At 62.0% G+C, this 21,711-nt stretch carries 27 protein-coding genes, 1 tRNA gene and 1 pseudogene; 18 read left to right on the forward strand and 11 right to left on the reverse strand.

Translation table 11 applies throughout. From position 1 onward, the window contains the following. The 3 genes from AC27VE_RS17515 to AC27VE_RS17525 form a co-directional block, all read right to left on the reverse strand. The gene (locus AC27VE_RS17515) at positions 1-2,409 is read right to left on the reverse strand and encodes a TonB-dependent siderophore receptor (protein ID WP_488704542.1); all 2,409 of its coding nucleotides are present in this window, start codon (positions 2,407-2,409) and stop codon (positions 1-3) included. Positions 2,410-2,490: 81 nt separating this feature from the next. Continuing rightward, the gene (locus AC27VE_RS17520) at positions 2,491-3,507 is read right to left on the reverse strand and encodes a FecR family protein (RefSeq protein WP_488704543.1); all 1,017 of its coding nucleotides are present in this window, start codon (positions 3,505-3,507) and stop codon (positions 2,491-2,493) included. Then, positions 3,504-4,022 carry a sigma-70 family RNA polymerase sigma factor gene (locus AC27VE_RS17525; RefSeq protein WP_488704544.1) on the reverse strand — a complete coding sequence of 173 codons (519 nt, stop codon included), beginning with the start codon at positions 4,020-4,022 and terminating at the stop codon, positions 3,504-3,506. The genes AC27VE_RS17520 and AC27VE_RS17525 overlap by 4 nt, the downstream gene beginning before the upstream one ends. A 341-nt stretch (positions 4,023-4,363) precedes the next feature. Between AC27VE_RS17525 and AC27VE_RS17530 the strand changes: the two genes are divergently transcribed. Continuing rightward, positions 4,364-5,626, forward strand: coding sequence for an MFS transporter (locus tag AC27VE_RS17530; protein ID WP_006221956.1), 1,263 nt, complete (start codon positions 4,364-4,366; stop codon positions 5,624-5,626). Between the two features lies 1 nt (position 5,627). Here the strand turns inward: AC27VE_RS17530 and AC27VE_RS17535 are convergent, their stop codons facing one another. Then, positions 5,628-6,500 (reverse strand): NAD(P)-dependent oxidoreductase, encoded by an 873-nt coding sequence (locus AC27VE_RS17535; RefSeq protein ID WP_006221955.1) that lies wholly within the window; start codon positions 6,498-6,500, stop codon positions 5,628-5,630. 135 nt (positions 6,501-6,635) lie between these two features. Here AC27VE_RS17535 and AC27VE_RS17540 point away from each other — a divergent pair, with 135 nt between their 5' ends. After that, on the forward strand, positions 6,636-7,064 hold the full coding sequence (locus tag AC27VE_RS17540; protein ID WP_488704545.1) for a PaaI family thioesterase: 429 nt from the start codon (positions 6,636-6,638) through the stop codon (positions 7,062-7,064). Positions 7,065-7,084: 20 nt separating this feature from the next. Here AC27VE_RS17540 and cls read toward each other — a convergent pair whose 3' ends face one another. Then, positions 7,085-8,542 (reverse strand): cardiolipin synthase, encoded by a 1,458-nt coding sequence (cls, locus tag AC27VE_RS17545; protein WP_488704546.1) that lies wholly within the window; start codon positions 8,540-8,542, stop codon positions 7,085-7,087. A 220-nt stretch (positions 8,543-8,762) separates the two neighbouring features. Here cls and AC27VE_RS17550 point away from each other — a divergent pair. Further along, positions 8,763-8,838: transfer RNA gene (locus tag AC27VE_RS17550), tRNA-His, on the forward strand. A gap of 94 nt (positions 8,839-8,932) precedes the next feature. Here AC27VE_RS17550 and AC27VE_RS17555 read toward each other — a convergent pair. Beyond that, on the reverse strand, positions 8,933-9,157 hold the full coding sequence (locus AC27VE_RS17555; RefSeq protein WP_488704547.1) for a hypothetical protein: 225 nt from the start codon (positions 9,155-9,157) through the stop codon (positions 8,933-8,935). A gap of 394 nt (positions 9,158-9,551) precedes the next feature. On the opposite strand from AC27VE_RS17555, the pseudogene AC27VE_RS17560 reads away from it, so the two are divergent. Further along, positions 9,552-9,845 (forward strand): annotated as a pseudogene (locus AC27VE_RS17560) (DUF7673 family protein); the annotation flags it as partial. A 62-nt stretch (positions 9,846-9,907) separates the two neighbouring features. Here the strand turns inward: AC27VE_RS17560 and AC27VE_RS17565 are convergent. Together AC27VE_RS17565 and AC27VE_RS17570 are read right to left on the reverse strand one after the other, a co-directional pair. After that, on the reverse strand, positions 9,908-10,252 hold the full coding sequence (locus tag AC27VE_RS17565; protein WP_488704548.1) for a response regulator transcription factor: 345 nt from the start codon (positions 10,250-10,252) through the stop codon (positions 9,908-9,910). A gap of 115 nt (positions 10,253-10,367) precedes the next feature. After that, a complete protein-coding gene (locus tag AC27VE_RS17570) occupies positions 10,368-10,958 on the reverse strand; it encodes a CrpP-related protein (protein ID WP_488704549.1) in 591 nt (196 codons plus the stop codon). A gap of 242 nt (positions 10,959-11,200) precedes the next feature. On the opposite strand from AC27VE_RS17570, the gene AC27VE_RS17575 reads away from it, so the two are divergent. The 5 genes from AC27VE_RS17575 (at position 11,201) to AC27VE_RS17595 (ending at position 13,795) form a co-directional block, all read left to right on the forward strand. Next, complete coding sequence (locus tag AC27VE_RS17575) at positions 11,201-11,584, forward strand: PAAR domain-containing protein (protein WP_006221949.1); 384 nt, start codon at positions 11,201-11,203, stop codon at positions 11,582-11,584. A gap of 79 nt (positions 11,585-11,663) precedes the next feature. After that, on the forward strand, positions 11,664-12,095 hold the full coding sequence (locus AC27VE_RS17580) for a DUF4123 domain-containing protein (RefSeq protein ID WP_488704573.1): 432 nt from the start codon (positions 11,664-11,666) through the stop codon (positions 12,093-12,095). Then, the gene (locus AC27VE_RS17585; RefSeq protein WP_488704550.1) at positions 12,085-12,441 is read left to right on the forward strand and encodes a hypothetical protein; all 357 of its coding nucleotides are present in this window, start codon (positions 12,085-12,087) and stop codon (positions 12,439-12,441) included. The genes AC27VE_RS17580 and AC27VE_RS17585 overlap by 11 nt, the downstream gene beginning before the upstream one ends. Positions 12,442-12,447: 6 nt before the next feature. Next, the gene (locus AC27VE_RS17590) at positions 12,448-13,074 is read left to right on the forward strand and encodes a restriction endonuclease fold toxin 5 domain-containing protein (RefSeq protein ID WP_488704551.1); all 627 of its coding nucleotides are present in this window, start codon (positions 12,448-12,450) and stop codon (positions 13,072-13,074) included. After that, positions 13,052-13,795: an immunity 52 family protein gene (locus AC27VE_RS17595; protein WP_488704552.1), complete on the forward strand. Its 744-nt coding sequence runs from the start codon at positions 13,052-13,054 to the stop codon at positions 13,793-13,795. Before AC27VE_RS17590 ends, AC27VE_RS17595 begins: the two co-directional genes overlap by 23 nt. Here the strand turns inward: AC27VE_RS17595 and AC27VE_RS17600 are convergent. The 3 genes from AC27VE_RS17600 to AC27VE_RS17610 all read right to left on the reverse strand — a co-directional run bounded on the left by AC27VE_RS17600 (position 13,790) and on the right by AC27VE_RS17610 (position 16,016). Continuing rightward, a complete protein-coding gene (locus tag AC27VE_RS17600; RefSeq protein WP_488704574.1) occupies positions 13,790-14,149 on the reverse strand; it encodes a transposase in 360 nt (119 codons plus the stop codon). The two genes, AC27VE_RS17595 and AC27VE_RS17600, sit on opposite strands and share 6 nt — an antisense overlap. A 302-nt stretch (positions 14,150-14,451) precedes the next feature. Beyond that, on the reverse strand, positions 14,452-14,937 hold the full coding sequence (locus AC27VE_RS17605) for a hypothetical protein (protein WP_488704553.1): 486 nt from the start codon (positions 14,935-14,937) through the stop codon (positions 14,452-14,454). 5 nt (positions 14,938-14,942) lie between these two features. Next, complete coding sequence (locus AC27VE_RS17610; RefSeq protein WP_488704554.1) at positions 14,943-16,016, reverse strand: S24 family peptidase; 1,074 nt, start codon at positions 16,014-16,016, stop codon at positions 14,943-14,945. A 71-nt stretch (positions 16,017-16,087) separates the two neighbouring features. Here AC27VE_RS17610 and AC27VE_RS17615 point away from each other — a divergent pair, with 71 nt between their 5' ends. The 9 genes from AC27VE_RS17615 to AC27VE_RS17655 all read left to right on the forward strand — a co-directional run bounded on the left by AC27VE_RS17615 (position 16,088) and on the right by AC27VE_RS17655 (position 21,552). After that, positions 16,088-16,327 (forward strand): transcriptional regulator, encoded by a 240-nt coding sequence (locus AC27VE_RS17615; RefSeq protein ID WP_488704555.1) that lies wholly within the window; start codon positions 16,088-16,090, stop codon positions 16,325-16,327. Then, positions 16,324-17,145, forward strand: coding sequence for a YdaU family protein (locus AC27VE_RS17620; RefSeq protein WP_488704556.1), 822 nt, complete (start codon positions 16,324-16,326; stop codon positions 17,143-17,145). Before AC27VE_RS17615 ends, AC27VE_RS17620 begins: the two co-directional genes overlap by 4 nt. Continuing rightward, complete coding sequence (locus AC27VE_RS17625; RefSeq protein ID WP_488704557.1) at positions 17,132-17,815, forward strand: hypothetical protein; 684 nt, start codon at positions 17,132-17,134, stop codon at positions 17,813-17,815. Before AC27VE_RS17620 ends, AC27VE_RS17625 begins: the two co-directional genes overlap by 14 nt. Before the next feature lie 83 nt (positions 17,816-17,898). Further along, the gene (locus tag AC27VE_RS17630) at positions 17,899-18,291 is read left to right on the forward strand and encodes a hypothetical protein (RefSeq protein ID WP_488704558.1); all 393 of its coding nucleotides are present in this window, start codon (positions 17,899-17,901) and stop codon (positions 18,289-18,291) included. Next, on the forward strand, positions 18,288-18,569 hold the full coding sequence (locus AC27VE_RS17635) for a hypothetical protein (protein WP_488704559.1): 282 nt from the start codon (positions 18,288-18,290) through the stop codon (positions 18,567-18,569). Before AC27VE_RS17630 ends, AC27VE_RS17635 begins: the two co-directional genes overlap by 4 nt. A 25-nt stretch (positions 18,570-18,594) precedes the next feature. Then, positions 18,595-19,206: a phage neck terminator protein gene (locus tag AC27VE_RS17640; protein ID WP_488704560.1), complete on the forward strand. Its 612-nt coding sequence runs from the start codon at positions 18,595-18,597 to the stop codon at positions 19,204-19,206. A gap of 60 nt (positions 19,207-19,266) precedes the next feature. After that, positions 19,267-20,625 (forward strand): DUF3383 family protein, encoded by a 1,359-nt coding sequence (locus AC27VE_RS17645; RefSeq protein WP_488704561.1) that lies wholly within the window; start codon positions 19,267-19,269, stop codon positions 20,623-20,625. A gap of 13 nt (positions 20,626-20,638) precedes the next feature. Next, a complete protein-coding gene (locus AC27VE_RS17650) occupies positions 20,639-21,067 on the forward strand; it encodes a phage structural protein (RefSeq protein WP_183012755.1) in 429 nt (142 codons plus the stop codon). Further along, positions 21,067-21,552 (forward strand): phage tail assembly chaperone, encoded by a 486-nt coding sequence (locus AC27VE_RS17655; RefSeq protein WP_488704562.1) that lies wholly within the window; start codon positions 21,067-21,069, stop codon positions 21,550-21,552. The genes AC27VE_RS17650 and AC27VE_RS17655 overlap by 1 nt, the downstream gene beginning before the upstream one ends. The last annotated feature ends 159 nt before the right edge of the window (positions 21,553-21,711 follow it).

Below are 21,711 nucleotides of genomic sequence, written 5' to 3' on the forward strand. Positions count from 1 at the left end.
TTAGAACTCGTATTTCAACGTTGCCACGACATTGCGTTCTTCGCCGTAGTAGCAGTAGTTCAGGCTGGCGCATGACGCCACGTAGGTCTTGTCCAGCAAGTTGTTGGCGGCCACGCGCACGCTCATCCCCTTGAGCGACGAGGACAGCCGGCCCAGGTCGTAGCGCACCGACAGGTCTACCAGCGTGTAGGCCGGCACCTTCAGCGTGTTGGCGCTGTCGGCCCAGCTTGTGCCCACGTAGCGCACGCCGGCGCCCACGCCCAGTCCGGAGTCGAACTGGTAGTCGCCCCACAGGGACGCCATGTGGCGCGGCGCCTGGTACGGCGTGTTGCCGGCCAGACCCTCGGTGGATTCGCGGTAGGTCATCGCGGTGAAGGTGTAGGCGGCCAGCATGGTGAAGTTGTCGGTCAGGCGCGCCTTGCCTTCCAGTTCGATCCCGCGCGACCGCACCTTGCCCGCCGGCGTGTAGTAGGTCTGCGCCAGCACGCGGTTGGCCACGTTGTCCTGCGTCAGGTCGAAGGCGGCCAGCGTCACCATGTTCTCGGTGCCGGGCGGCTGGAACTTCACGCCCGCTTCGTATTGCTTGCTTTGCGTGGGCGGCAGCAGGTTGCCTTGCTGGTCCGTGTAGGCATTGGGGTTGAACGACTCGCTATAGCTGACGTAGGGCGACACGCCGTTGTCGAACAGGTACACCAGACCCGCGCGCTTGGTGAACTTGGATCCGCTCCAGCTCTGCTTGGACGCGTAGTCGCCAGTGCGGCTGGATTCGGTCGTGCGGACTTCGTCCTGGCGGCCGCTCAGGGTCAGACGCCAGCGGTCATAGGCCAACTGGTCTTGCAGGTAGAAGCCGGTCTGCTCCAGGCGGCGGTCGAAGAAGGTGCGGCTGATGATCTGCACATTGCCATTGGCATAGTCGGGATTGAAGGCGTTCAGGTTGGACGCCGAGCCGGAATCCCATCGGCCGTCGGCGTGGCGGTTCTGGTAGTCCAGGCCCAGCAGCACGGTGTGCTTGACCGCGCCGGTCTCGAACTTGCCTTGCAATTGGTTGTCGATGGCGAACGCGTTGAGCGATTCATCGGCGCCCGAGTAATAGCGGTTCAACTCCGTGCCGTTAGCCCAGCCGTAGCCGTAGACCTGCTTGAGCGCGACGTCGGATGAGACATACCGCGCGTTCTGGCGGAACGTCCAGCGGTCGTTGAAGCGGTGGTCGAACTGATAGCTGAAGATGCGCTCGTTGCGCTTGAATTCGTTGTTGTCGGGATCGGAATCCACGAAATGGCGCGAGATGCGCTGGCCCGCATGGTCGTTGGTGATGCTGGCGTCCGCCGGCACGCCGCTGTGGAAGCCGCCGCTGGGGTCACGCTGCAGATAGGCTTGAAGCAGCAGGCTCGTGTCCGGCGTGAAGTTGAACATCACCTGCGGGGCGATCGCATAGCGTTCTTCGCGCGTATTGTCGAACTGGGTGTCGGTGGAGCGGCCCAGGCCGGTGACGCGATAGGCCACCTTGCCGTTATCGTCCACGGGGCCGGCGATGTCGAAGCCGGCGCTCTTCTGGCCCTGCGTGCCATAGGACACCTCCACCGAGCGGTACGGATCGAACAGCGGGCGCTTGCTGGTCAGCTGTACCAGACCGCCGGGGGCGCTGCGGCCGAACAGCACGGAAGAGGGCCCGCGGAACACGTCGATGCGCTCGACGAAGTAGGGATCGATCTGGATCGAGCTGAAGGTGCCGGAATCGCTCAGCAGCTTCAGGCCGTCGTAGATGGTATTGTCCGTGCTGTTTTCGATGAAGCCGCGCAGCGCCACATAGTCGTAGCGGTCGGCGGCGCCGACCAGGCCCGTGAAGGCGCCGGGCGTGTAGCGCAGCGCTTCCGTCACGCTGCGGGGCTTTTGTTCGTCGATCTGTTCGCGCGTTACGACCGACACGGACTGCGGCGTCTCGATCAGCGGCGTGTCCGTCTTGGTGGCGCTGGAACTGGTCGAGGCCAGCAGGCCCGAGGTCGGGTCCAGCGCGCCCGGCACGCTCTGGCCGCTGACGCGCACGGCAGGCAGCGTGGTCGTCCCGGGCACGGGCGCCGCCACCAGCACGTAGCCGCCCGCACTGCGCGCGGCGGTAAATCCGCTGCCGGCCAGCAGCACGCGGAAGCCCTCATCGACGCGGTAGCGTCCGTTCAGCCCGTTGGTGGTCAAGCCCTGGATGCGGCTGGCGTCCACGGAAATCGCCACGCCGGCCTGCTGCGCATAGCGGTTCAAGGCCGGAGCCAGTGGGCCGGCGGCAATGTCGAACGGGATCGCGGTATCGGTCTGCTGTTGGGCATGGGCGGGCAGGGCGGCGGCCGCGCCCAAGGTGGCCAGCAGCAGGCTGAAGGCCAGCGGGGTGTAGCGGAGGTTCAAAGTCGGCAGGGGCATGGAAAGTTCCGTGTGCGTGAGTGTCCTGATTGCTATGACGCACCAGATCGGAAAAGCGGAACTCCGCCGCAAAAGAGAACGCTATCGGCCCGGCCCAGCCCGATCCACGATGACGACCCAGGGCGTCAACGTGCGCACCCGGATGGGGAAGCTGCTGGCCAGCAGCTGCAGGGCGCGGTCGGGATCGTCCAGCGGCAGGACGGCATTGACCTGCAGGCCGGCCAGCGCGTCGCGGTCTACGCGCAAGAGGCCGCTGCGGTAGCGGCCCAGTAGTTCAAGTACATCGGCCAGCGGCTTGTCCTGCACGACCAGGCGCCGGTATTTCCAGGCGTCTTCGACGGCGGCGGCGTCCAGCGGCTGCGGCGCGCCCACGCCTTGGGCGGTGATGCGCACCTGCTCGCCGGCCTGCACCTGCCGGGCATGGTCCGGGGCGGTGTCGTCGCGGGCGGTGGCCAGCACCTTGGACTCCAGCATGCTCAACACGGTCACGCCGGATTCCGCGCTGACGACAAAGCGGGTGCCCAGTGCACGAACGCTGCCTTGCGTGGTGCGCACCACGAAAGGCCGCGTCGCGTCATGGGCGACTTCAACCAGGATATCGCCGCGCACCAATTCCACTTCGCGGCGCTGCGGGTCGAAATGCAGGTTGACCGCCGTGCCCGGCTCCAGGGTTACGCGGCTCTGGTCAGCCAGCACATGGGTCTGCCATTGGCCTGCGCCGCTGCGCATATCCGCCAACAGATAGGACGACGGATAGAAATGCAGGAACACGGCGAGTGGCGTGGCCAGTGCCGCCGCCAGCGCCAGGTTGGCCGCCACGCGCCGGATGCGGCGCCGCCTGCCGCCTGCCCAGCCGGCTTTCAGGCCCGCATGCAAAGGCGTGGTCTGCCCGGCGGCATCGTCGCGCAATGCGCCCAATTGCGTCAGCACGGCTTCCATTCGCCGCGCCGCGGCGTCGTGGCGCGGGTCTTGGCGCTTCCAGGCATCGAAGCCTGCACGCAAGCGATCGCGGTCGGCCGGGCTGGCGTCGTCTTCGGTCAGGCGCATCAGCCATTGGGCCGCTTCGCGCGCGATGTCCTGGGAGCCGGCAGAGCTCATGCGTCCACCGCGTCGTGGCAATGCAGCAGCGCGGACACCAGGTATTTGCGCACCATGCGGTCGGTCACGCCCAGCTTGGCGGCAATCTCGGCATGCGTGTCGCCATCCAGGTAATGCAGCAAAAAGGCCTGGCGTGGACGTTCCGCCAGGCCTTCCAGGATGGCGCTGATCTGGGCCAACGCCTGCGACGTCATCAGGATCTGTTCGGGCGAGGGCGCGCCCGGGTGATCGGCCATGGCCAGGCTCAGCTCGGCCAGATAGGCATCTTCCACTTGGCGGCGGCGGGCCTGGTCAATGATGAGCCGGCTGGCGGTCACCGACAGGAAGGCGCGCGGTTCGCGCACCGCGGCCAGCGCGTCGCGCGATGCCAGGATGCGGGCAAAGGTGTCGTGCACCATGTCCGCCGCATTGTGCGGGCAGCCCAGCTTTTTCTTCAGCCAAGCCAGCAGCCAGCCGCCGTGGTCGACGTACCAGGCGTGCAGCTCGGAATCGGGGCGGGAGGTTGCCGAAGGCATGAAGAACGCGCGGTGGCCGGAATGACGAAAGGCCACCCCTCGGGCAGCTTATGAATGAAAATCGATATCAATTATATTTGCTTCGCTGAAATTTGCGAGTCACGCGAAAGTGTCCGGTGACCGAACCGGAATTCCCGGCGGGTAGGGGTGGTATGCGTATTGGTGGCTTATAGCCAGGAGTAATATGTCGCCTCCGGCGGCTTTCTCCGCCGGCAAGAACAAGCCGATTCACGCCTCGCCCTTCCCACCCGTGTCGATAGCGGATTCTTTCCGCGCCTCCCCTGCGGTGTCTGTAAGCCCTGGCGCATGAACGGCCATAAGAAGACATCGAGGAGAAGCACTTGGACAAGCAAGAGTCGGGCGGCTGGTATTTCGGCTGGAACATCGTCGGCGCCGCCGCGGTACTCACCCTGTTGACGGTCGGCCTGCGCATGGGCATCGGGCCGTTCTTCCTGCCGATGGCGGACGGGCTGGGATTTTCGCGCAGCCTGCTATCGGGCATCGTCGCGATCGGCATGCTGTGCTATGGCCTGGCCATGCCGCTGGCTGGCTACCTGGTCAGCACGCGCGGCACCCGCTTCGTGCTGCTGACCGGCACCGCCATTGTCGTGGCGTCTTCCTTGTGGACGGTGTTCGCCCGGGGCCCCCTCGAATTCCTGCTGTCATTCGGCGTGGCGCTGTCCGTCGGGCTGGCGTTCACCAGCCCCGTGGCGCTGACCCCCGTCATCAGCCGCTGGTTCACCCGCCAGCGCGGCATGGCGCTGTTCTTCCTGTCGACCGGATCGATGGCGGGCATCGCCCTGATGACGCCCACTCTGACATTCGCGATCGAAGCCGTGGGCTGGCAGGAAACACTGCTGGCGTTCGCCGTGCTGTTCGCCTTGCTGACCGTACCGGTCGCGCTCTTCATCATGCGCGACACCGCGCCCGAACACACTGACCTGCTGCCGCATCAGATCATTGACAACAAGTCATCCGCCAAGCCCGCCGCCCGCGGCCCCGCGCCGAACGTGCGCGATGCCTTGCGCACGTTGCCGTTCTGGCAAGTGGCGCTGGGGTTGTTCGCCTGTGGCTACAGCATGAACCTGCTGGGCACGCACGGCATGCCGATGCTGATGGATCATGGCTTTGACGCCACCACGAGTTCGCTGGGCATCGGGCTGATTGGTCTGGTCGCCATCTTCAGCACCCTAGTGCTGGGCCGCATGTCGGACCAGGTCGAGCGCCGCAACATCCTGGCGGCGATCTATCTGGTGCGAGGGCTGGGGTTCTTCGCGCTGGTCATGGTGGGCGCGCACTGGGAGCTTTATGCCGCTGCCACGATCGGCGGCATTGTCTGGGCGGGCAGCATCGCCTTGTCGTCGGCGATTCTTGCCGACGTCTATGGCATCCGTCTCGTCGGCGTGCTGTATGGCCTGACGTATCTGGGCCACCAGGTAGGCGGCATGATCAGTTCGTGGCTGGGTGGGTGGGCGTTCGATACGTTCCACACGCATTGGGTCGCCTTCGGATCGGCTGGCGTGTTGCTGCTGCTGGCCGCGGCGATTTCGCTCCGGCTGCCGGGGCGCGGCCTTGCGCGCGCGCCGGCAGCCGTGGGACGCTGAATCAGCGGTCTTTCAGCAGTGAGACCAGTTCGGGCACGTAGCGGTCACCGCCGCCCTGCGTGACGGCCTGGTCGAAGGTGTGCTGCACGGCGGCGCCGATCTCGCGCACCGCGCCGGCTTCCGCCGCCATCGTGTTGTAGTAGGACAAGTCCTTCTGCGCGTTCGACATGAAAAAGCGCAGCGACGACGGGTCCTGCTCCAGCAGATACGGCTTGATGCGTTCCAGCGCCACGCCGCCGCCGCCGCCCTTGGCCAGCACATCGGCGAACACGGCAGGGTCGATATCCGAACGCAGTGCGCAGGCAGCCGCTTCCGACAACAAGGCCACCACGCCCAGCGATACGTAGTTGTGCAGCAGCTTCATGCGGTGGCCGGCACCGATCGGACCCGCGTGCGTGATGTTCTCGGCAAAGCAGGCCAGGATTGGCTTGCATTCTTCAAACAAGGCCGCGTCGCCGCCCACCAGCAGGTTCAGCCGGCCTTCGGCGGCTTCCTTCGGCGTGCGCGTCATCGGCGCGTCCAGGAAGCGCCCGCCGGATTCCGTCACGGCCTGCGCCACCTTCACGGTGGACGAGGGGATGGCCGTCGAGCAATCGATGATCACGGTGCCGGGACGCAGGCCTTCCAGCACGCCGCCCTCGGACAGCAGCACGGCTTCCACCTGCGGACTGCCCGTCACGCACAGGATGATCACGTCCGACTGCGCAGCCAGCGCGGCGCCGCTGTCCACGCTGGTCGCGCCGGCGGCCTTCAACGTATCCAGGGGCTGATTGCCCGGGTGTTCAAGGACGGTCAGGGTGTGACCATGCTTGACCAGATTGCTTGCAATGCCGTGGCCCATGAGGCCGATTCCAACCATGCCGACTTTCGCCATCTTCCACTGCTCCTGCCATGTGTAGGGATTTGTTGTGCTGTAAATCTTACTCTCAGAATTCAGGTGGGGACGCCCATGAGGTGCCGGTTTGCGGTACTTTCATCCCTCCAATATCGGATTCCCGTGATTCAGGCTATGACAGATTCCATCCCCGAGGGTTTTGCGCGCTGGCGCCCCAGCAGTCCCTTCATGACGCACCTGGCCGATCTGGGTGCCTTGTACCGGCGCGATACGGACAGTGTGCTGGCATTGCGGGTGGGCGAGGCGCACACGAACATGCACGGCATGGCGCATGGGGGGCTGTTGGCCACCTTGGCCGACAGCGCGCTGGGCCATACCATCGCGCAGCAAGCGCAAGTGTCCATCGTGACGGTGCAGATGTCGGTGGAGTATCTGAACGCGGTGCAGCCGGGCGATTGGCTCGAGGCGCACGTGCAGATCGACAAGCAAGGCAAGCGCCTGATCTACGCCACGTGTCTGCTAAAAGTGGACGGCCGGCTGATGCTGAAGGCCAACGCCGTGTTCGCTGTCCGCCACGCGGCCGTGCCCGCCTCCGATGGCTAAGCCGCCTGCCGCGCGCGCCGTCACAGATACGGCGTGGCCAGCCAGATGATCTTGTTGCGCAGCCGCTTGGCAAACGGCGCCTGCGTCAGATCTTCCAGCGCCACGCGTTTGGCCTGGCCGATCAGGCCGTCAACCCGCTCGCCGATCCAGCGAGCAACGGTGGGGTCGTAGATCTCGGTGTCGAGCTCGAAATTCAGCCGCAGGCTGCGCGGGTCGAGGTTGGACGAGCCCACATACGCCCAGGCGTCATCCACCGTCATCAGCTTGGAATGGTCGAACGCGCCATGCGCGCGCCACACCCGGCAACCCGTGCGCACTACCTGGTCCAGCTGCGCCGACATCGCGTAGTCCACCAGCCGCAGGTTGTTCTTGCCCGGGATGACGATGTCCACATGGATGCCACGCCGCGCGGCGGTCGCCAGGGCCCCGATCAGCGTCTGGTCGGGCAGGAAGTAGGGCGACTGGATGCGCACATGGCGTTGCGCCACCGCCAGCGCGCCCAGCAGCATATTGTGCGAGCTGCCCAGCGCCCGGTCGGGGCCGGACGGCACACAACGCATCGGCACGTTGCCTGAGGGCGGCAAGGCGTGCGGGTCGAACCAGGGCTTGGCGGGCAAGGATTCGTGCGTCGTGAAGTTCCAGTCGTGCGCAAACACCGACATCAGCTGCGTTACGATCGGCCCCTCCACGCGGAAGTGCGTGTCGCGGTTGGTGGCGTCGCCCGCCAGCGCGCTGACAAAGGCCGCGCGCACGTTCATTCCGCCGGTGAAGCCCACGCGCCCGTCGATCACCAGTACCTTGCGATGGCTGCGCAGATTCGCGTAGGGCATGCGAAGCACGCCCAGCGGGTTCGTCATGAAGCGCGCCACCGGCACCCCGCCGCGCGCCAGCATGCGCACGATGGGCGGACGCGAATACTTGGAGCCGATGGCGTCGATCAGCACCCGCACCTCGACGCCGCGCTCGCGGGCTTCGATCAGCGCCTGCGCCAGCTCGCGCCCGATCGCGTCGTTGTCGAAGATGTAGCTTTGCATCGCCACGGCGTGACGCGCGTCGCGGATGGCCTGCAGCATGGCCGGGTAAGTTTCGTCGCCACCGGCAAGCGGCCGCACCGCGTTGCCGCCCAACAGCCGGAAACGGCTGACGCGGTCGCCCAGCACTTTCAGGGACGCAAACTGCGGCCCCGAAATGGGCGCCACGTCCACGGGCAAGGTCTCGACCTGCTCGGCATCCACCACCATCGCCTCGTCGCGCTGCTGCGACAGCCGCGTCTTGCGGATCCGGTTGATCCCCGCCACGAAATAGAACAGGGCGCCGAACAACGGCGAGAACAACGCCACCCCGACCCAGCCGATGGCCGCCCGCACGTCCTGCTTGGTCATCGCGGCATGCACCGCCGCGCCCGTGCCCGCCACGATGCTGATGGCAAAAACCAGATGGGGCCAGTAATCGATCAAAATTGCGTGTATGCGATCCATAGCGACGGCGTAAAAGATGGCCTCCAAGTGGGAACCATGCGGAAGGATAGCAAGCTGTGACAGTCAGGCAAGTGAAATTGGGGGCAGGGCGTTTGACGGGCCAAAAAAGTGTGCTATAGTTCGGCCTCTTCGTTGTTGAGCTTCTTTCTGAAGCGCGGCAGCAAAAGAAAAAGGCGCTGCGAAAGTAGCGCCCGAAAAGTAACACCAAGCAGTACCAGAGGTGGCTGTAGCTCAGTTGGTAGAGTCCTGGATTGTGATTCCAGTTGTCGTGGGTTCGAGCCCCATCAGCCACCCCAAAGAATTCAAAGAAATCAGGCACTTACGCGAAAGCGAAGTGCCTTTTTTCATTTCGGGATGTGAATTTTTAAATAGAAATTCGAAGTTTTAAATTCACTCTGTTGCTGCGGCGCTTGTCACCAGTCGGCGATCATAGTGTTTATGCGTCGTTGATAGGTTCCCGTGACCGGCGAAGTCGTACGCGTCTTTGGCTTGCATTTCCAGCTTTCTGAAAACTGCTGCCGGCCGAATATCAAGCAGCGAGAAGTAGAGCGGATGATCCGTGACGAGGTCAGTTTCGTTTACAGATTGGTCCTGAGCTCTGATCCACGCGTTCATGGCGTCTTGCCAAGAAGATCCCCATCCTGACCTTGAATAGCAAGCGCCCCGGCGGGTTGCAGCGAACAGGTATTTGCTAGCGATCTTGTCCTCTCGGTGTAGGGCGCGTTCGACTACGCAACGCAATCGTCGAGACCAGTATCGCCGCTTTATTGAGGCTGCTTCACCTTTTTTCCGTTTTGCGGAGACGACGATAACGCCATCACGTTGGAGGCCGTCTTTTGTGAAAGGACGCACTTCGGCGGCACGAAATCCGTGACATGCGTGAGTCACCAGGGAGAGCAGGGCGCTGCGCTCAATTCTGTTGCAGAGACGACCGGTGCGAGCTTTCAACGTGAAGTCTCCGACGGGGTGAAGGCCGACTTTCAACGCCGTCGAGAAGTCCTCGAGCAAGCGCGTCGCGGGCCTTCTGCTTACCTGGTGGAACTCCATCAGCTGCCGCAGCTTCGACCTGAAAGATCTTTGGAACGTGGATATGGAGATCGGCGACGACATGCTGGCGGTCATCAACTTGATCCGCTATTCGCGGTCCTATCCAGATAGTCTGAGTACGCCAGTGCACGAACACTTTCAGAAGCGGGTCAAGCTCTGGCGGCTGCACCTCGTTTTCAGGACTGAGAAGATAGGCATGATCGTCAACATCCGTTCCAATAAACGCCAAATCCAAGCCAACTTCGAACGGTTTTGAGCCCAATCGTTTACGCGCGGATGTCCGTCACAGCTCGTGGGGTGGCATGTGCTGCGCCTTCGTCAGCGAAGGATGTGCTCGTGTAGGACTTCAAAATCGATAGGCTTGACAAGGTAAGCATCCACGTCGGGGGGTAGATTGTTCATGCCATGGTTAGAGGCAAGCCCGCTGAGCACGACGATCCGAGCATCCGGACAGAGTGCCGTTATCTGACTCGCGAGCTCCAATCCCGAAATGTCGGGCAATTCGACGTCGAGAAGAACGGTGTCAGGTTGGAACGTCAGGCAAGCGCGCAACGCGTCACTGCCTGTGCTGGCGATGTCGACGGTAACCCCGTCTTCAAGCGTTAGGCATTCGGCAAAAAGTTCTGCCGTAGCAATGTCGTCATCGACTAGAAGAATGCGCATTGCGGTGTCCTCGATATGGCCGGGATCCTGGGATCTGGGGGAGGGGGACATTATTGAAAAAATCACGAGACGTCTGTGCAGCACCAAGTGTTTAGCCGCTAAACCCTTGGCACGCCTAAGCCTCGCTGGGCAAACGAAGAGCCCCACCCGATAGGGCTGAGGCGCCGGCGAGAGTCTTTGGGGTCAGTGAATATGCAGCATAGCGGGATCGCTTTGTGCGTGCGCGGTGAAAAGCGACCAAGGTACGTTGGTCCGAGGAGTAGCACGCGCCCGCTTCCAGCCAGCCTCCCAGGCTTCCAAGCGTCGGTTCCATTGGGCTACCGGGCTCCCCCGTGTGTGCGGGCATTGAGTCCGCTCGTAGGTACGGGCAATCGAGCATGCTAAGACCTTTTCTGGCGGCCTCTGCTCCTAGCTTTTGGGTGTCGTTATACACGGCGGTACCCTCCAAAAGTAGATCAGTGGGAAGGAAATATTGCCCCAACAGCTTTGGCGTCGCAACAGTGTTACAGCCCTGATGAGCGATGAATTTGTGACGCGTTATTGCTGTACCCCACGGCATCCACCAGCCCTGGTAATAGCGCCGGCCGTCAATTTCCTCGAACCCACAGACCATCAAGCCGCGGTCGGACGAGAATGTCAGCAGTTCGGGCTGCAGCAGATCTGGAAAGGCTCCCTTTTTCAGTGGCGCCGAATTTCTGAAGGCCATCCAGGGGCATGACGCGGATATACCGCTTCATGTCTTCGCGCAGGATCGAGTACATGCGAACGGTCCCGGTGATGGTCGGACCGGGATCTCTTTCATGGCGCTTTTCGCCGAGGTAGTGGGTGCGGGTGACGGTGCAGCGCATGATGCGCAGTATTTAAAATACTGAATGAACATGGGTCTTCGCCTGTCGGCAGCATTTTTCCAGGAATGCTAAATTCATTTTCGACGAAGACGGAGATGCCATGGCTGAACGCGCGATTATTCGAAAAGGGGATCGAACCTCGCATGGCGGGACAGTGGCCGAAGGCTTGCCTACCTCGATGCTTCTCGGACGAGAAATCGCCCTGGTGGGCCACAAGGTTGCGTGCCCGAAGTGCAAGGGCGCCTTTCCCATCCTGCCGGACCCAGGGCGCAATCATTCCTTCATGGGCAACGACACCGCCGTGGAAGGGATGCGCACCGCATGCGGAGCGGTATTGATTGCTTCGCAGATGGTGGCACGTATCAGTGAGGCCGAAGGCTTGTCCGGCCCCGCGAGCCAGGCGACGCCGCAAAGCGACACCCTTTGCCAGGAATGCTTGGAGTCGGCGGCACGGACTGCCGCAACGACCGTGGCGCGAGGGTAGCGCAGTGACGGCTCAAGTCGAGGAATACCTGAACGCGCGTCAACAGCAAACGGCCTATCCCCTGCGGCTATATGGCCTGGTGGATGGGCTGCTATACGCAGAAGGTGTAGCCGGAGTTCCCTTGTCCCGGTCCTCATGTTGCATTGCGCTATTCGACGGCACGGCCGATGAAGCGCTCGCCCATGCCGGTCCTTGGTTACTGGATTGCTCGGCCCACCGAGACGGTCATATGCCTGCGCTGCAACGGATGGGCGACAGCGCGTTGGGATGCATTTGGATTGTCAGCAGCTATGCGCCGGAGGACTTGGCGGCGGCGTTACGTACGCGATTAGATGTGCGCATGCCCAACGGCACGACCGCGCTATTGCGTTACTACGATGCGAGAATTACGGGTGACATCACGTCGCTCTTAGACCCAGTCCAACGTGGTGTGTTTTTCGCACCCGTCCAGGGTTGGCTGACGCAACGGGACGGACAACTCACCAGGATTTACCAAACCCATGGCGCTTGAACTCACGCCGCAGCAAGTCGCAGGCCTCTGCGCGATTGACGCAAAAGGCTTTGTTCAGACCGTCGAGCAAGATATCGTGCGGGACTATCCTGGCCTGTCCCGAGCCGGGTTGACCGAGAGGCTTGCCTCCGCCTTGGCACAGGCGCGCGCTATGGGGATTGATGAAGATACGAATTTAGTTGACTTCCTCAGAACCGAAGCGCTCGTGCCAGGTTTTTACAACCAACCGGGGCTGCGTCGTTGGATGGAAAAATCTGGGCGCCCGGCCGACCAGCGATTTCATGACTTCATGCAGGTGATGCGGTGGCAATCGCGTCACGACGCGGACAGACAACCAGCGGAGTAGAGCGATATGCCAGGACCGTTGGCAATTCCCATAGCCGGCTGGATCGCGGAAGCTATTGCGGCGGCACTCGCCCGGGCTGCCGCAGGAGCCGCAGCGGGCGCAGTCCTGGGCGGCGTAGCCACCTTGCCGGGCGATACGCAACGCGAGGATAGTGAAGCCAAGCCCACCGATCGCGCATTGCCCAGGACCGGGGAGCCTTGCAAGAAATGCCCGCCGGATTTGGGGATGAAAGTCAGACGTAGGCACGTTGTGAATTGGAACGCTTACGAATACCAAGCCAGGGTAACGGGATTTGGCTACGACACCGAACATTGCCAGTGGAGTGATGAATGGAACTGGAAAGGGATTGCCCTCGGCAAACCCTTTGATATCGACTTCGACGGCTTCATATCGGCGGAGTGTCTGCTGCAAGAGGCGAAAGGGGACTACGACCAGTTCGTATTAGACAATGGCCAGCCCAAAAAATGGTTTGGTGGTTTCGCAGACATGGAAGAAACGATCCGGCGGCAGGCGCGTGCTGTCCGGGCGAATCCTCCAGCAAAGCTGATGTGGTATTTCCAAACTCCTAGAACAAAGGCGATGATGTCCTCCGCGCTTGAAATGAACGGCGTTGCATCCGTACACCTTCCCTGAAGGCCATAAAATGGAAATAAGATCTCAATTTCGGGATGACTTACTCAGATCAGATGATTTTTCAGAAATCCTCTGCCGCCTGCATATCATCACATCAGCGATGGCAGAAAAATCCACTGGTCTAGGTTCGTGGTATTCACAAGGCAACAGCCTTGATGAAGCGTTTCTCTATCCGGCGTTTGAAAACGGTACGGCATCGGCCGCTTTGCTTGCCGTGTTGAAGCACAAATATCGCAAGGATGCGACAGACACCCATATTGCTCTGTGGGACGGCAACGAAGATGACAGCAAAGGAGCATCGATTGCGTGCCACATTGGCGACAAGTTTTTGCCTGACTCCCTAAGCATTGCTCTGTACGATGACGAACAGTTAGGAAGCGCGTCCTCGATCAAAGATGTTGTCCTGACCATTGTTGAAGTGTTCTCTCCGTATTACGTTTCCATTTTTCCAAGTGGATACACAGAACGGAAGGTCTTTTCCGACAAGCCTGGCGTAGGCTGGATGCTGTATCTGCCCCAGGTCCTCACCGCCGATCAAGTTCCGGAAGCCCAGGCTCTGATACCAGTCCCGGCTGCTGGAAAGAAGCAGACCGGTACCATCATCGTCAGCGTGCCGGATGAAGTCTTTTCGCTGGATAATCCCCGCCACATCGAGTTGGCGAACCATATCGAGATGCGCCTAGTGGACCAGGATTTGTTGCCACGCTACGCAGACCTATAGGACTTGGTTCATTGTGCAATCAGCATCGCAATTGGCGATGCGAAATTTCGCCGTCAGTGGGCCATGTCGAGTCGACAAGATGCCCAGCACGAACCATGTCTTGTTCCGATAGCCGCGGGCCTTCACCCGCATTGCCCGGATTTGGCTGTTCAGCGCTTCGGCCTTGGCGTTGGACACCTTCAGGCGCATGGCATTGAGGATGCCCCAAAGTCGCGTCTCGATCTGTTTGGCTACGCCGCGTAATGTTGTGACGCCTGTTCGGCGAGCAGCTTGGATCCACACCTGCCACGTCTTGGCCGATTGCCTACTGATCGAGCAGATGCCGGGCGATTTCGACGGGATCCGGAGCCGCAGCGCCGGAGACTCGTTCGACCTCTCATTGCGGCCTGCACATCATGAGCTTGCGAAGCGTGGTAGCTGAATCGATCTGGATGGATGGCCTGCGAGACGTTCGCGGTCAGCCAGACTTGCGATAGGTACGTGACCAAGACGAATGCCGAGAACGACGAGATCGCCAACTGGCTGCTACGTCTGCCAAACAACCACCGCAGTTAGGACTTTGATCTGTGCTTCTTGAATCTGCGCAATTCTCGAGGCTTCGGCTGGAACGCGCGTGTGCCGCCCCCCGGCGCCCAAGTACCCCGCGGAACTACCGGCTACCCAAGAAATGAATCAATCGTTCGGATGCTATCCGGACTGCAGACCAGCCGTTCAGATTCATTGCCTTTGGTTTTATCCATGAATTTCCCCACCGTGTTGTAGACCCGGATCTCCGCGTGGGGGAAGCCGCCTTTCCTGTCTTCGGTGGCGAAGAATGCGTACACGTACGTTCCGCGCACGTATCCGAATGCCGCGACGGCCTGCGTCGGGCTGAACGCGTTCTCTTTGAATGACTCCAGGACGTTGTCGGTTTCAAAGCGCAATTCGGCCGGACCGGTGCCTTGGGTATAGGTGTAATAGCCTTCCTTCAGCGCCGGATAGGCACCGGGATCATCGAGTTTGCAGAATTCCGCATGGGCATCGGACTTCTCGATGTTGCAGCTGAAAAACGTTTTCCAAGGCGACATGCAATCTGCCGCTGCCGTCATCGACACCGCCGAGATCGCGGCGCTCAGTGCGAGTTGCGTCCAGATGCGTGCCATGGGGTCTACAGCAGCCGCTCATCCACGCCATTGCGCAGATCATAGGGCGACCACAGGATCCGTCCGACGATGCGCACTTCGCATCCGTCTTCCTTTTCCAGCGGGAAGGGCGCGTAAGCGGGGTTCAGCGATTTGGCCAGCCATCCGCCTTCGCGTTCGCGCGCGATGCACTTCACGATCATCTTCCCACCGTGGTTGATCGCGTACACCGTACGCGGGTCGATCTCGCGCGGGTCGGTGACGGGGTCTTCAAAGAACAGCATGGGGCCGCCATTGCGGATGACGGGTTCCATGCTGTCGCCCTGCGCATAAACGATTTTCATGCGGCTGAGCGGCAGCTTGAATGACTCCAGGAATGAGCGGCGCAGCAGGATTTCGCCGATCTCGGTCTCGTGGTAGTTCTCAATGCCAAGCCGGCCGGCGGCCAGGCGCACATCCAGTTCAGGGATGGGCATGAATTCCTGGTCGTTGGCGGAGTAGCCGGCGTTGGCGACGTGGCCGACGTTGGCCGCCGTGCTGATGCGCAAGGCTTGGGCGCGATCAGCCTGATGGGTGGTAAGACCATCAGGATCCCACGGGGCAGCAAGGACCGGCGCCATCGGGAATTCGTCTGCGGCGGCGTCGATGTTCATGACGGTGCCACGTTTGGCTTGCTGAGCCTTGGACTGCGCGGACGATCCTTTGGCCTTCACGCCCATCTGGCCCAGTGCGAGCAGCAAGGCGCCTTCCAGGCGCTTGAGCTGATCGTCGGCCAGGCCTCTAACCAGTGATGCGGGTACCGACGGAAAAGGCCATGCCACGTCTGCAGCCGGCGGGGGAAGGGGGGCGGCCGTCGATAGCGACGCCGCCTTTTGGGCTTCGAGGGCCAGGCGCGGGCTGATCGCGGCGAGTGTGCAGCCGAAGCCTTCGGCGTAAGCCATTGCGGCCTCGATGCCAATGGGACGCCGACCAGTGATGTGCTGATAAATCATCGCCTGGCCGCCCTTGACCTCGTGGTCGCGAGCGAATGCCGCGCGGTTCACGCCTTCAAAGCGTGCGCGCAGGGCGGCGGCTTCCTCTTCGATCGTCCACATTTTCATATAGCAATGCTATTCAAATAAAACTATAGCATGGCTTGCTTATAAACTGTAGCATCGCTATAGTTTCGGTGATGAAGCTACATGATTATTTCAACCGGGAGGGGGCGCTCACCGCTGCGGCGCTCGCTCGACGCGTGGGGGTATCCCCCGCGCTGATCTATCAGTGGCGCACGGGCCGCAGGCCCGTCCCGGTCAAGGATTGCGCCCTGATCGAGCAAGCCACCTGCGGCGTGGTCACTCGGCGCGACCTGCGTCCCGCCGACTGCATCCGAATCTGGCCTGAGCTGGCCGAAGGGACGAAGGCGCAATGAACTACTACCCCCATCACATCGGCGATTTCAACAGCGCGACCCGGCACCTCACGCGTATTGAACGCAGCGTGTACCGCGACTTGATCGAACTCTATTACGACACGGAGGCCCCCTTGTCCCGGGACGTCGACAAGCTGTGCCGTTTGCTGATCGCGCGGTCCGATGAGGAACAGGCCGCCGTCTCCCAAGTATTGAACGAGTTTTTTGCTGCAACGGAGCACGGCTGGAAGCATGCCCGCTGCGACGCGGAGATCGCCCGCTATCACGGCAACAAGGAGGCGAAGTCCGTCGCAGGCAAGGCTAGCGCCGCAAAGCGGGCACGGCAGGCGCAGCACCGCAAGCTCGGCGTGGGCGCCGAGGCTGTTCAACATCCGTTGAACGTCGACGCAACTAACCAGGAACCAGAACTAGAACCAGGAACCAGAAACCAGCAAGAATCCGTTCCAACGCCGTGCCCTCGCAGAGCCGGATTCGACGCCGCGGCGATTGCGTTGCCCGAATGGCTGGATCCCGAGGACTGGAGAAGTTGGGTAGCCGATCGAAAAGACCGCAAGAAACCGATAACGGAGGAGGGCGCGCGGCGTCAGCTGCAGCAACTTGCGGGTTACCGGGCTGACGGCATTGCCCCGCACGCCGTTATCGCCCACAGCATTGCCAGCGGTTACCTGGGCCTGTTCCCGCCGCGTGATACCGCTCGTGCCGCGCCCGCCAACCGGGCGCGGCAGCGGGCAGATTGGTCGTCGGAGCTGCGTAGCGTGCTGGCTGAAAGTCATGCTCGCAACGAGATCGACATGGGAGTGATCGATGCAAGTCGCTGACGCATCGGCGGGGCTGGGGGCACTGGTCGTTCGTGAAATGCACCTGCTCTACGGCGCGAAGTTCGCGCAGCAGTGGGAAGGCCTGACGCCGCGCGAGCTGAAAGACTCTTGGAACCAGAAATTGGCAGGGCTTGACGAGCCGCAGGTCAGGCGCGGCTTGATGGCGTGCCTGGCGCGGGAGTGGCCGCCGACGCTGCCGGAGTTCCTGAAGCTGTGTTGCCCGTGGTTGACGCCGGAAGTGGCCTATCACGAGGCCGTGCGTGGCATGTCGGCGCGGCGTCGGGGCGAAGGCGGCTGCTGGTCGCATCCCGCCGTTTATTGGGCGGCAGTGGGTGTCAGCACGGGGGATCTTCTGAACAGTAATTACGGGTCGATGAAGGTGCGCTGGGAAAGGACGTTGTCTGAAGAACTGGGCAAGGGGGCATGGCCAGAAATTCCGCCGCCGCGTGCGGCGTTGCCCGCGCCAGGCCAGACCCTGGCCACGCGCGCCCAAGCCGAGGCCGCACTTAGGGCGATGGGCGCGGGGCAGCTGCTGGAGCCCCGCAGCCGGTCGCATCGCGAGTGGATCGATCGATGGGAAGCGCGGATCGCAATGGGAGGGCATCCCACGAAAGCGATCGCGGAAATGCTGACGGTCGCCAAAGGCACCTCCCATCCGCAAACCCCATGAGCAAGCGATTCGTATCCGGGCGGCATATGCGAGACGAAGGGCTCGCCCGAATTGGCATCAATGGAATTGAGACGAGGTGTGGAATGGAAGAAGGATTGCCACGTTGGGTGGAAGACGAGATCCGCAACTGGACGCGGTCGCAGTGGGAAGGCGATTGGCCAGGCCCGCGTCGGATGGCGCAAGCAATGCCGGACGTGTGCGAGTTTCCGCCGCAGCCCGGCCACGATGACGCCGACGAGCCCCTACGCATTCCGGTGAACCATGAGCGCGCGTGCAAGGTGCATGCCCTGTACGAAGCGCTGCCGCTGGCCGAGCGTCGCATCATCCAGGCGGAATACACGCGCCGTGCGGAATACGGCGACCTGCCCGCGCATTTGCGTCAGGACAAGGCGTGCCGCGTTATCGGCATCACGCTGCCGTACTACAAGGTGGCGCTGGGAAGTTTCAAGCAGCAGGTATGGAGGGCGTTCAAATGAAGTACGCGCACGAGGTCATTGATCTGTTGGCCGCGTATCCGGGACGGGAATTCAGGATGGCGGAGATCCTGCGCCATGTCAGCCGCGGCATTCCTCTGGCGCCTGCGTCGCAAGAGGCCATGCGCCGAGGCGCCCGCCGTGTGCTGGATCATTTGCTGGATGCGGGCCACGTGCAACGTTGGGGAGGAAACACCAAGTCGGTTACCTATGCGTGGTCCGAATTGGGACATGCGCTTGCCGAAAATCGTCCACATTTGGGACCGGATTTGAGACAATAACGGCGGGCCATTGCGCCCGCACGAAATGCAGCCCGCCAACCAAAAGGTTCGCGGGCTTTGTTTTTTCCAGGCTGTAAAAGGCCTATTGATGCAACCCATTCTCTGGGACGCCATGACGCCAGAAGACGCTATTTTTGAATTGGTAAGGGCCGCGGCAGATGGCATGCCTGTCCTGTCTGCCGAAGAAATTGAACCGGCGCCGCCGTCGCCTTATGTCACGTTGGCCGTGCGGTGGATAGACGCCGGGCCCGCCGAAGAAGGTCAAGTCGATGCGGACGGCAACCTGGCCATGCTGGAGCATCGCGATGCCACCGTTGAACTGAAGAGTTTCGGTGTTGAGGCGTTCACCGCGCTGGATAAGCTGGGGTTGACTCTGCAGCATCCGGTATTCGAAGAGCGCGCCGAAGCGTTGGGTCTGGCGCTCTTTGAGACGGGCCGTCTGCAGAATGTTCCGCCCGAGGAGGGCGCGGCATTCGATCTGCGGCGCGGCGCCTTGGAGTTGGGCATCCGCTATTCGCAAACCTATACCGCTTTCGTCGGCACGATTCAGACCGTGACCGGCGTGGCCACCACGACTGGCGGAACCACTACCACGATCGACACCCCTTTCACCGTGAAGACACCCACGGCGCCGTAGCGTCACGGATCTTCCTATCTGTCCTGCCGCCTTATGGCGGCTTTTTTATTGGAGCCGCAAATGGCAAAAATCGACCGGATCGTCAATGTGGCGATCTCGCTGAACACCACGGCGATCAAGGAACAGAACTTCTCTGACATCCTGATCCTTGGCGCACACGCGCTGGCAGTCAATCGTATTCTGGCCGTGACCGAGCCCGGCGAGTTGCTGGACATGGGTATCGCTCAGACCGACCCGCTGTACGTCGCCGTGCGCGATGCGTTCAAGCAGATACCGACGGTTGCTCGGGTTTTTGTTGGCCGCCGCCACGTGGATGCGTCGACGTTCACCGTAATGCGCGCCGCCGCCACGGACTACACCGTGACCCTGTCGTGGCGTGATGGCGCCGGCCTGGTTAAAAAGGCCGACGCGATGGCTAAGGGCGTTGCCGACAGCACGCCGGAAACGATCGCTACCGCGTTGGTCGCTGCCATTGCCGCGACCGACGCACCCGTGACCGCTGCCGCTGTTGGCGCCGAAGTGTCGGTGACTGCGGAGCAAACCGGGAATGCGGTAGCGATCGCCATCAAGGGCAATCTGCAACTGTCGGCGCCCGTCAGCACCGAAGCCCCCTCGGCCGCGCTGAATGCATGCCTGCGTGAAAACGGCGACTGGTACGGCGTGGCCTTGGCCAGCCGTGTTGAAGCCGACGTGCTGGATGCCGCGGAATGGGTGGAGTCCAATGAGCGCCTGTTTGGTGTGTCGTCCGATCAGGCTGGCATCATCGATGCCGCCGTGTCCAGCGACATTGCGTCCAAGTGCCAGCAAAAGCAGTACTTCCGCACGCACGTCTGGTATCACGGCCAGGCCCAAAAAGAAGCGCTGGAAGCTGCTGTCAGCGCCAACCGTTTTACGTTCTATCCGGGCGGCGAAACCTGGGCCAACACGCGCTTGTCCGGCGTGACGTACGACAATCTGAGCGAAGGCCAGGCGTTGGCTGCGCATGCCAAGAACGCAAACACGTTCGAGCAGATGCGCAACTTTGCCGTGACGCAAAACGGCAAGGTCGCCGCCGGCGAATGGATCGACGTGATCCGTGGCCGTGATTGGCTGTCCGAGCAGGTGAAGATCAACGTCGCATCGCAACTGATCAACGCGAACGGCAAGGTTCCATACACCGACGTGGGCATTCAGATTCTGGTCAATGGCATTCGCCAGGCACTGCTGCTTGGTCAAAGCCGTGGCCTGATCGCGCCCGACGAGATCGATGACGCGGGCCGCACGATTCCCGGCTTCGTGATCACCGTGCCGCGCGCTGCTGGCATCTCCACGAATGACAAGGCCAATCGCATTCTGCGTGACCTGAAGTTCAGCGCCCGTCTGGCGGGCGCCATCCATGTTGCCGAGATCAAAGGCAACCTCACCTACCAACAACTGTAATCGGGGTATTTCCATGTCCGTCAAAACTTACGCACCGAACCAGGTGAAGATCGTGGTGGGCGCGCTGCCCATCTCCGGCTTGGCTGAAGACAACTTCGTGACCGTCACCGAACTGGGCGATGGCATTGCGTCCGTCGTCGGTATCGACGGCGAGGTGTCGCGCGCCATGTCGCGCAATTCGCGCCTGAGTATCAAGCTCACGCTGATGCAGACCAGCGCCAGCAATGCAGCCTTGTCGGCGCTGCATCAGGCCGACAAGGCCACCGAGGGCAATGGCGCCTTCCCGATTTCGATTACCGACCTGCGCGGTTTGTCTCTGCATGCGTCGGACTCGGCATGGATCGTGAAGATGCCGGACGCCGGCTACGGCGCGAAGGTTGGCTCCCGCGAATGGACGATCGAAACCGGCCAGGCCATCAACGTGGTCGGAGGTAACGCCTGATGGCCGCGATCAAGGAAGTGGTCATCGGTACGACGATCTTCCGTATTTCCCGCTTTGATCCATTCCGTCAGCTCAAGCTGCTGGGCGATCTGCAAAAGGAAGTGCTGCCGGCGGCCGGTTCGATGCTGACCACCGCGTTCGGCAGCGATAACCCCACGCAGGAACGCGATGAAAGCGCCATGCTGAACGCCTTTCGCGAGCTGTCGGCCAAGCTGGGCGGCGACGCGCTGGGCGGCTGGGCCGAGCGCCTGATCGACCCGGAGCTGATCAGCTTTGAGCTGGTGGGGCGCGAGCCCCAGAAGCTCACCGCCGCGCATCGTGGTTTGGCGTTTACCGATTACGCCGAAATCCTGGAACTGCTGTTTCACATTCTTGAGCACAACTTCGCCGGCCCTTTGGCGCGTTGGGTCGGCCGCTTTGGTCCGGCCCGCGAGAAGCTGGAGAGTCTGTCGGGCAGTTCGACGCAGGCTTCGAACGAGAGTTGATCATTTGGCGGCCCATCCTGGCCCGCCATGTCAGTTTGGACGCCGTCAAACGCGGTGACGTCGACCTCCTGGACATCCTGAAGCTGAACGCTCTGATGGATGCCCAGGAGGCGGCGCAAGCCGCGTCAGAACGGAAGGCGAGGTAACGATGACCGTTGT

The sequence above is a fragment of the Achromobacter sp. 18P8.1.1 genome, assembly GCF_057799415.1.

Coding starts and splice junctions, on each gene's coding strand:
- AC27VE_RS17625 (WP_488704557.1), top strand. CDS start 17,132: ATGCAAGTCGCTGACGCATCGGCGGGGCTGGGGGCACTGGTCGTTCGT.
- AC27VE_RS17635 (WP_488704559.1), top strand. CDS start 18,288: ATGAAGTACGCGCACGAGGTCATTGATCTGTTGGCCGCGTATCCGGGA.
- AC27VE_RS17640 (WP_488704560.1), top strand. CDS start 18,595: ATGCAGCCCGCCAACCAAAAGGTTCGCGGGCTTTGTTTTTTCCAGGCT.
- AC27VE_RS17645 (WP_488704561.1), top strand. CDS start 19,267: ATGGCAAAAATCGACCGGATCGTCAATGTGGCGATCTCGCTGAACACC.
- AC27VE_RS17555 (WP_488704547.1), bottom strand. CDS start 9,157: ATGAACGCGTGGATCAGAGCTCAGGACCAATCTGTAAACGAAACTGAC.
- AC27VE_RS17655 (WP_488704562.1), top strand. CDS start 21,067: ATGGCCGCGATCAAGGAAGTGGTCATCGGTACGACGATCTTCCGTATT.
- AC27VE_RS17575 (WP_006221949.1), top strand. CDS start 11,201: ATGGCTGAACGCGCGATTATTCGAAAAGGGGATCGAACCTCGCATGGC.
- AC27VE_RS17565 (WP_488704548.1), bottom strand. CDS start 10,252: ATGCGCATTCTTCTAGTCGATGACGACATTGCTACGGCAGAACTTTTT.
- AC27VE_RS17520 (WP_488704543.1), bottom strand. CDS start 3,507: ATGAGCTCTGCCGGCTCCCAGGACATCGCGCGCGAAGCGGCCCAATGG.
- AC27VE_RS17590 (WP_488704551.1), top strand. CDS start 12,448: ATGCCAGGACCGTTGGCAATTCCCATAGCCGGCTGGATCGCGGAAGCT.
- AC27VE_RS17515 (WP_488704542.1), bottom strand. CDS start 2,409: ATGCCCCTGCCGACTTTGAACCTCCGCTACACCCCGCTGGCCTTCAGC.
- AC27VE_RS17525 (WP_488704544.1), bottom strand. CDS start 4,022: ATGCCTTCGGCAACCTCCCGCCCCGATTCCGAGCTGCACGCCTGGTAC.
- AC27VE_RS17630 (WP_488704558.1), top strand. CDS start 17,899: ATGGAAGAAGGATTGCCACGTTGGGTGGAAGACGAGATCCGCAACTGG.
- AC27VE_RS17650 (WP_183012755.1), top strand. CDS start 20,639: ATGTCCGTCAAAACTTACGCACCGAACCAGGTGAAGATCGTGGTGGGC.
- AC27VE_RS17585 (WP_488704550.1), top strand. CDS start 12,085: ATGGCGCTTGAACTCACGCCGCAGCAAGTCGCAGGCCTCTGCGCGATT.
- AC27VE_RS17610 (WP_488704554.1), bottom strand. CDS start 16,016: ATGAAAATGTGGACGATCGAAGAGGAAGCCGCCGCCCTGCGCGCACGC.
- AC27VE_RS17535 (WP_006221955.1), bottom strand. CDS start 6,500: ATGGCGAAAGTCGGCATGGTTGGAATCGGCCTCATGGGCCACGGCATT.
- AC27VE_RS17540 (WP_488704545.1), top strand. CDS start 6,636: ATGACAGATTCCATCCCCGAGGGTTTTGCGCGCTGGCGCCCCAGCAGT.
- AC27VE_RS17620 (WP_488704556.1), top strand. CDS start 16,324: ATGAACTACTACCCCCATCACATCGGCGATTTCAACAGCGCGACCCGG.
- AC27VE_RS17605 (WP_488704553.1), bottom strand. CDS start 14,937: ATGGCACGCATCTGGACGCAACTCGCACTGAGCGCCGCGATCTCGGCG.
- AC27VE_RS17615 (WP_488704555.1), top strand. CDS start 16,088: ATGAAGCTACATGATTATTTCAACCGGGAGGGGGCGCTCACCGCTGCG.
- cls (WP_488704546.1), bottom strand. CDS start 8,542: ATGGATCGCATACACGCAATTTTGATCGATTACTGGCCCCATCTGGTT.
- AC27VE_RS17570 (WP_488704549.1), bottom strand. CDS start 10,958: ATGGCCTTCAGAAATTCGGCGCCACTGAAAAAGGGAGCCTTTCCAGAT.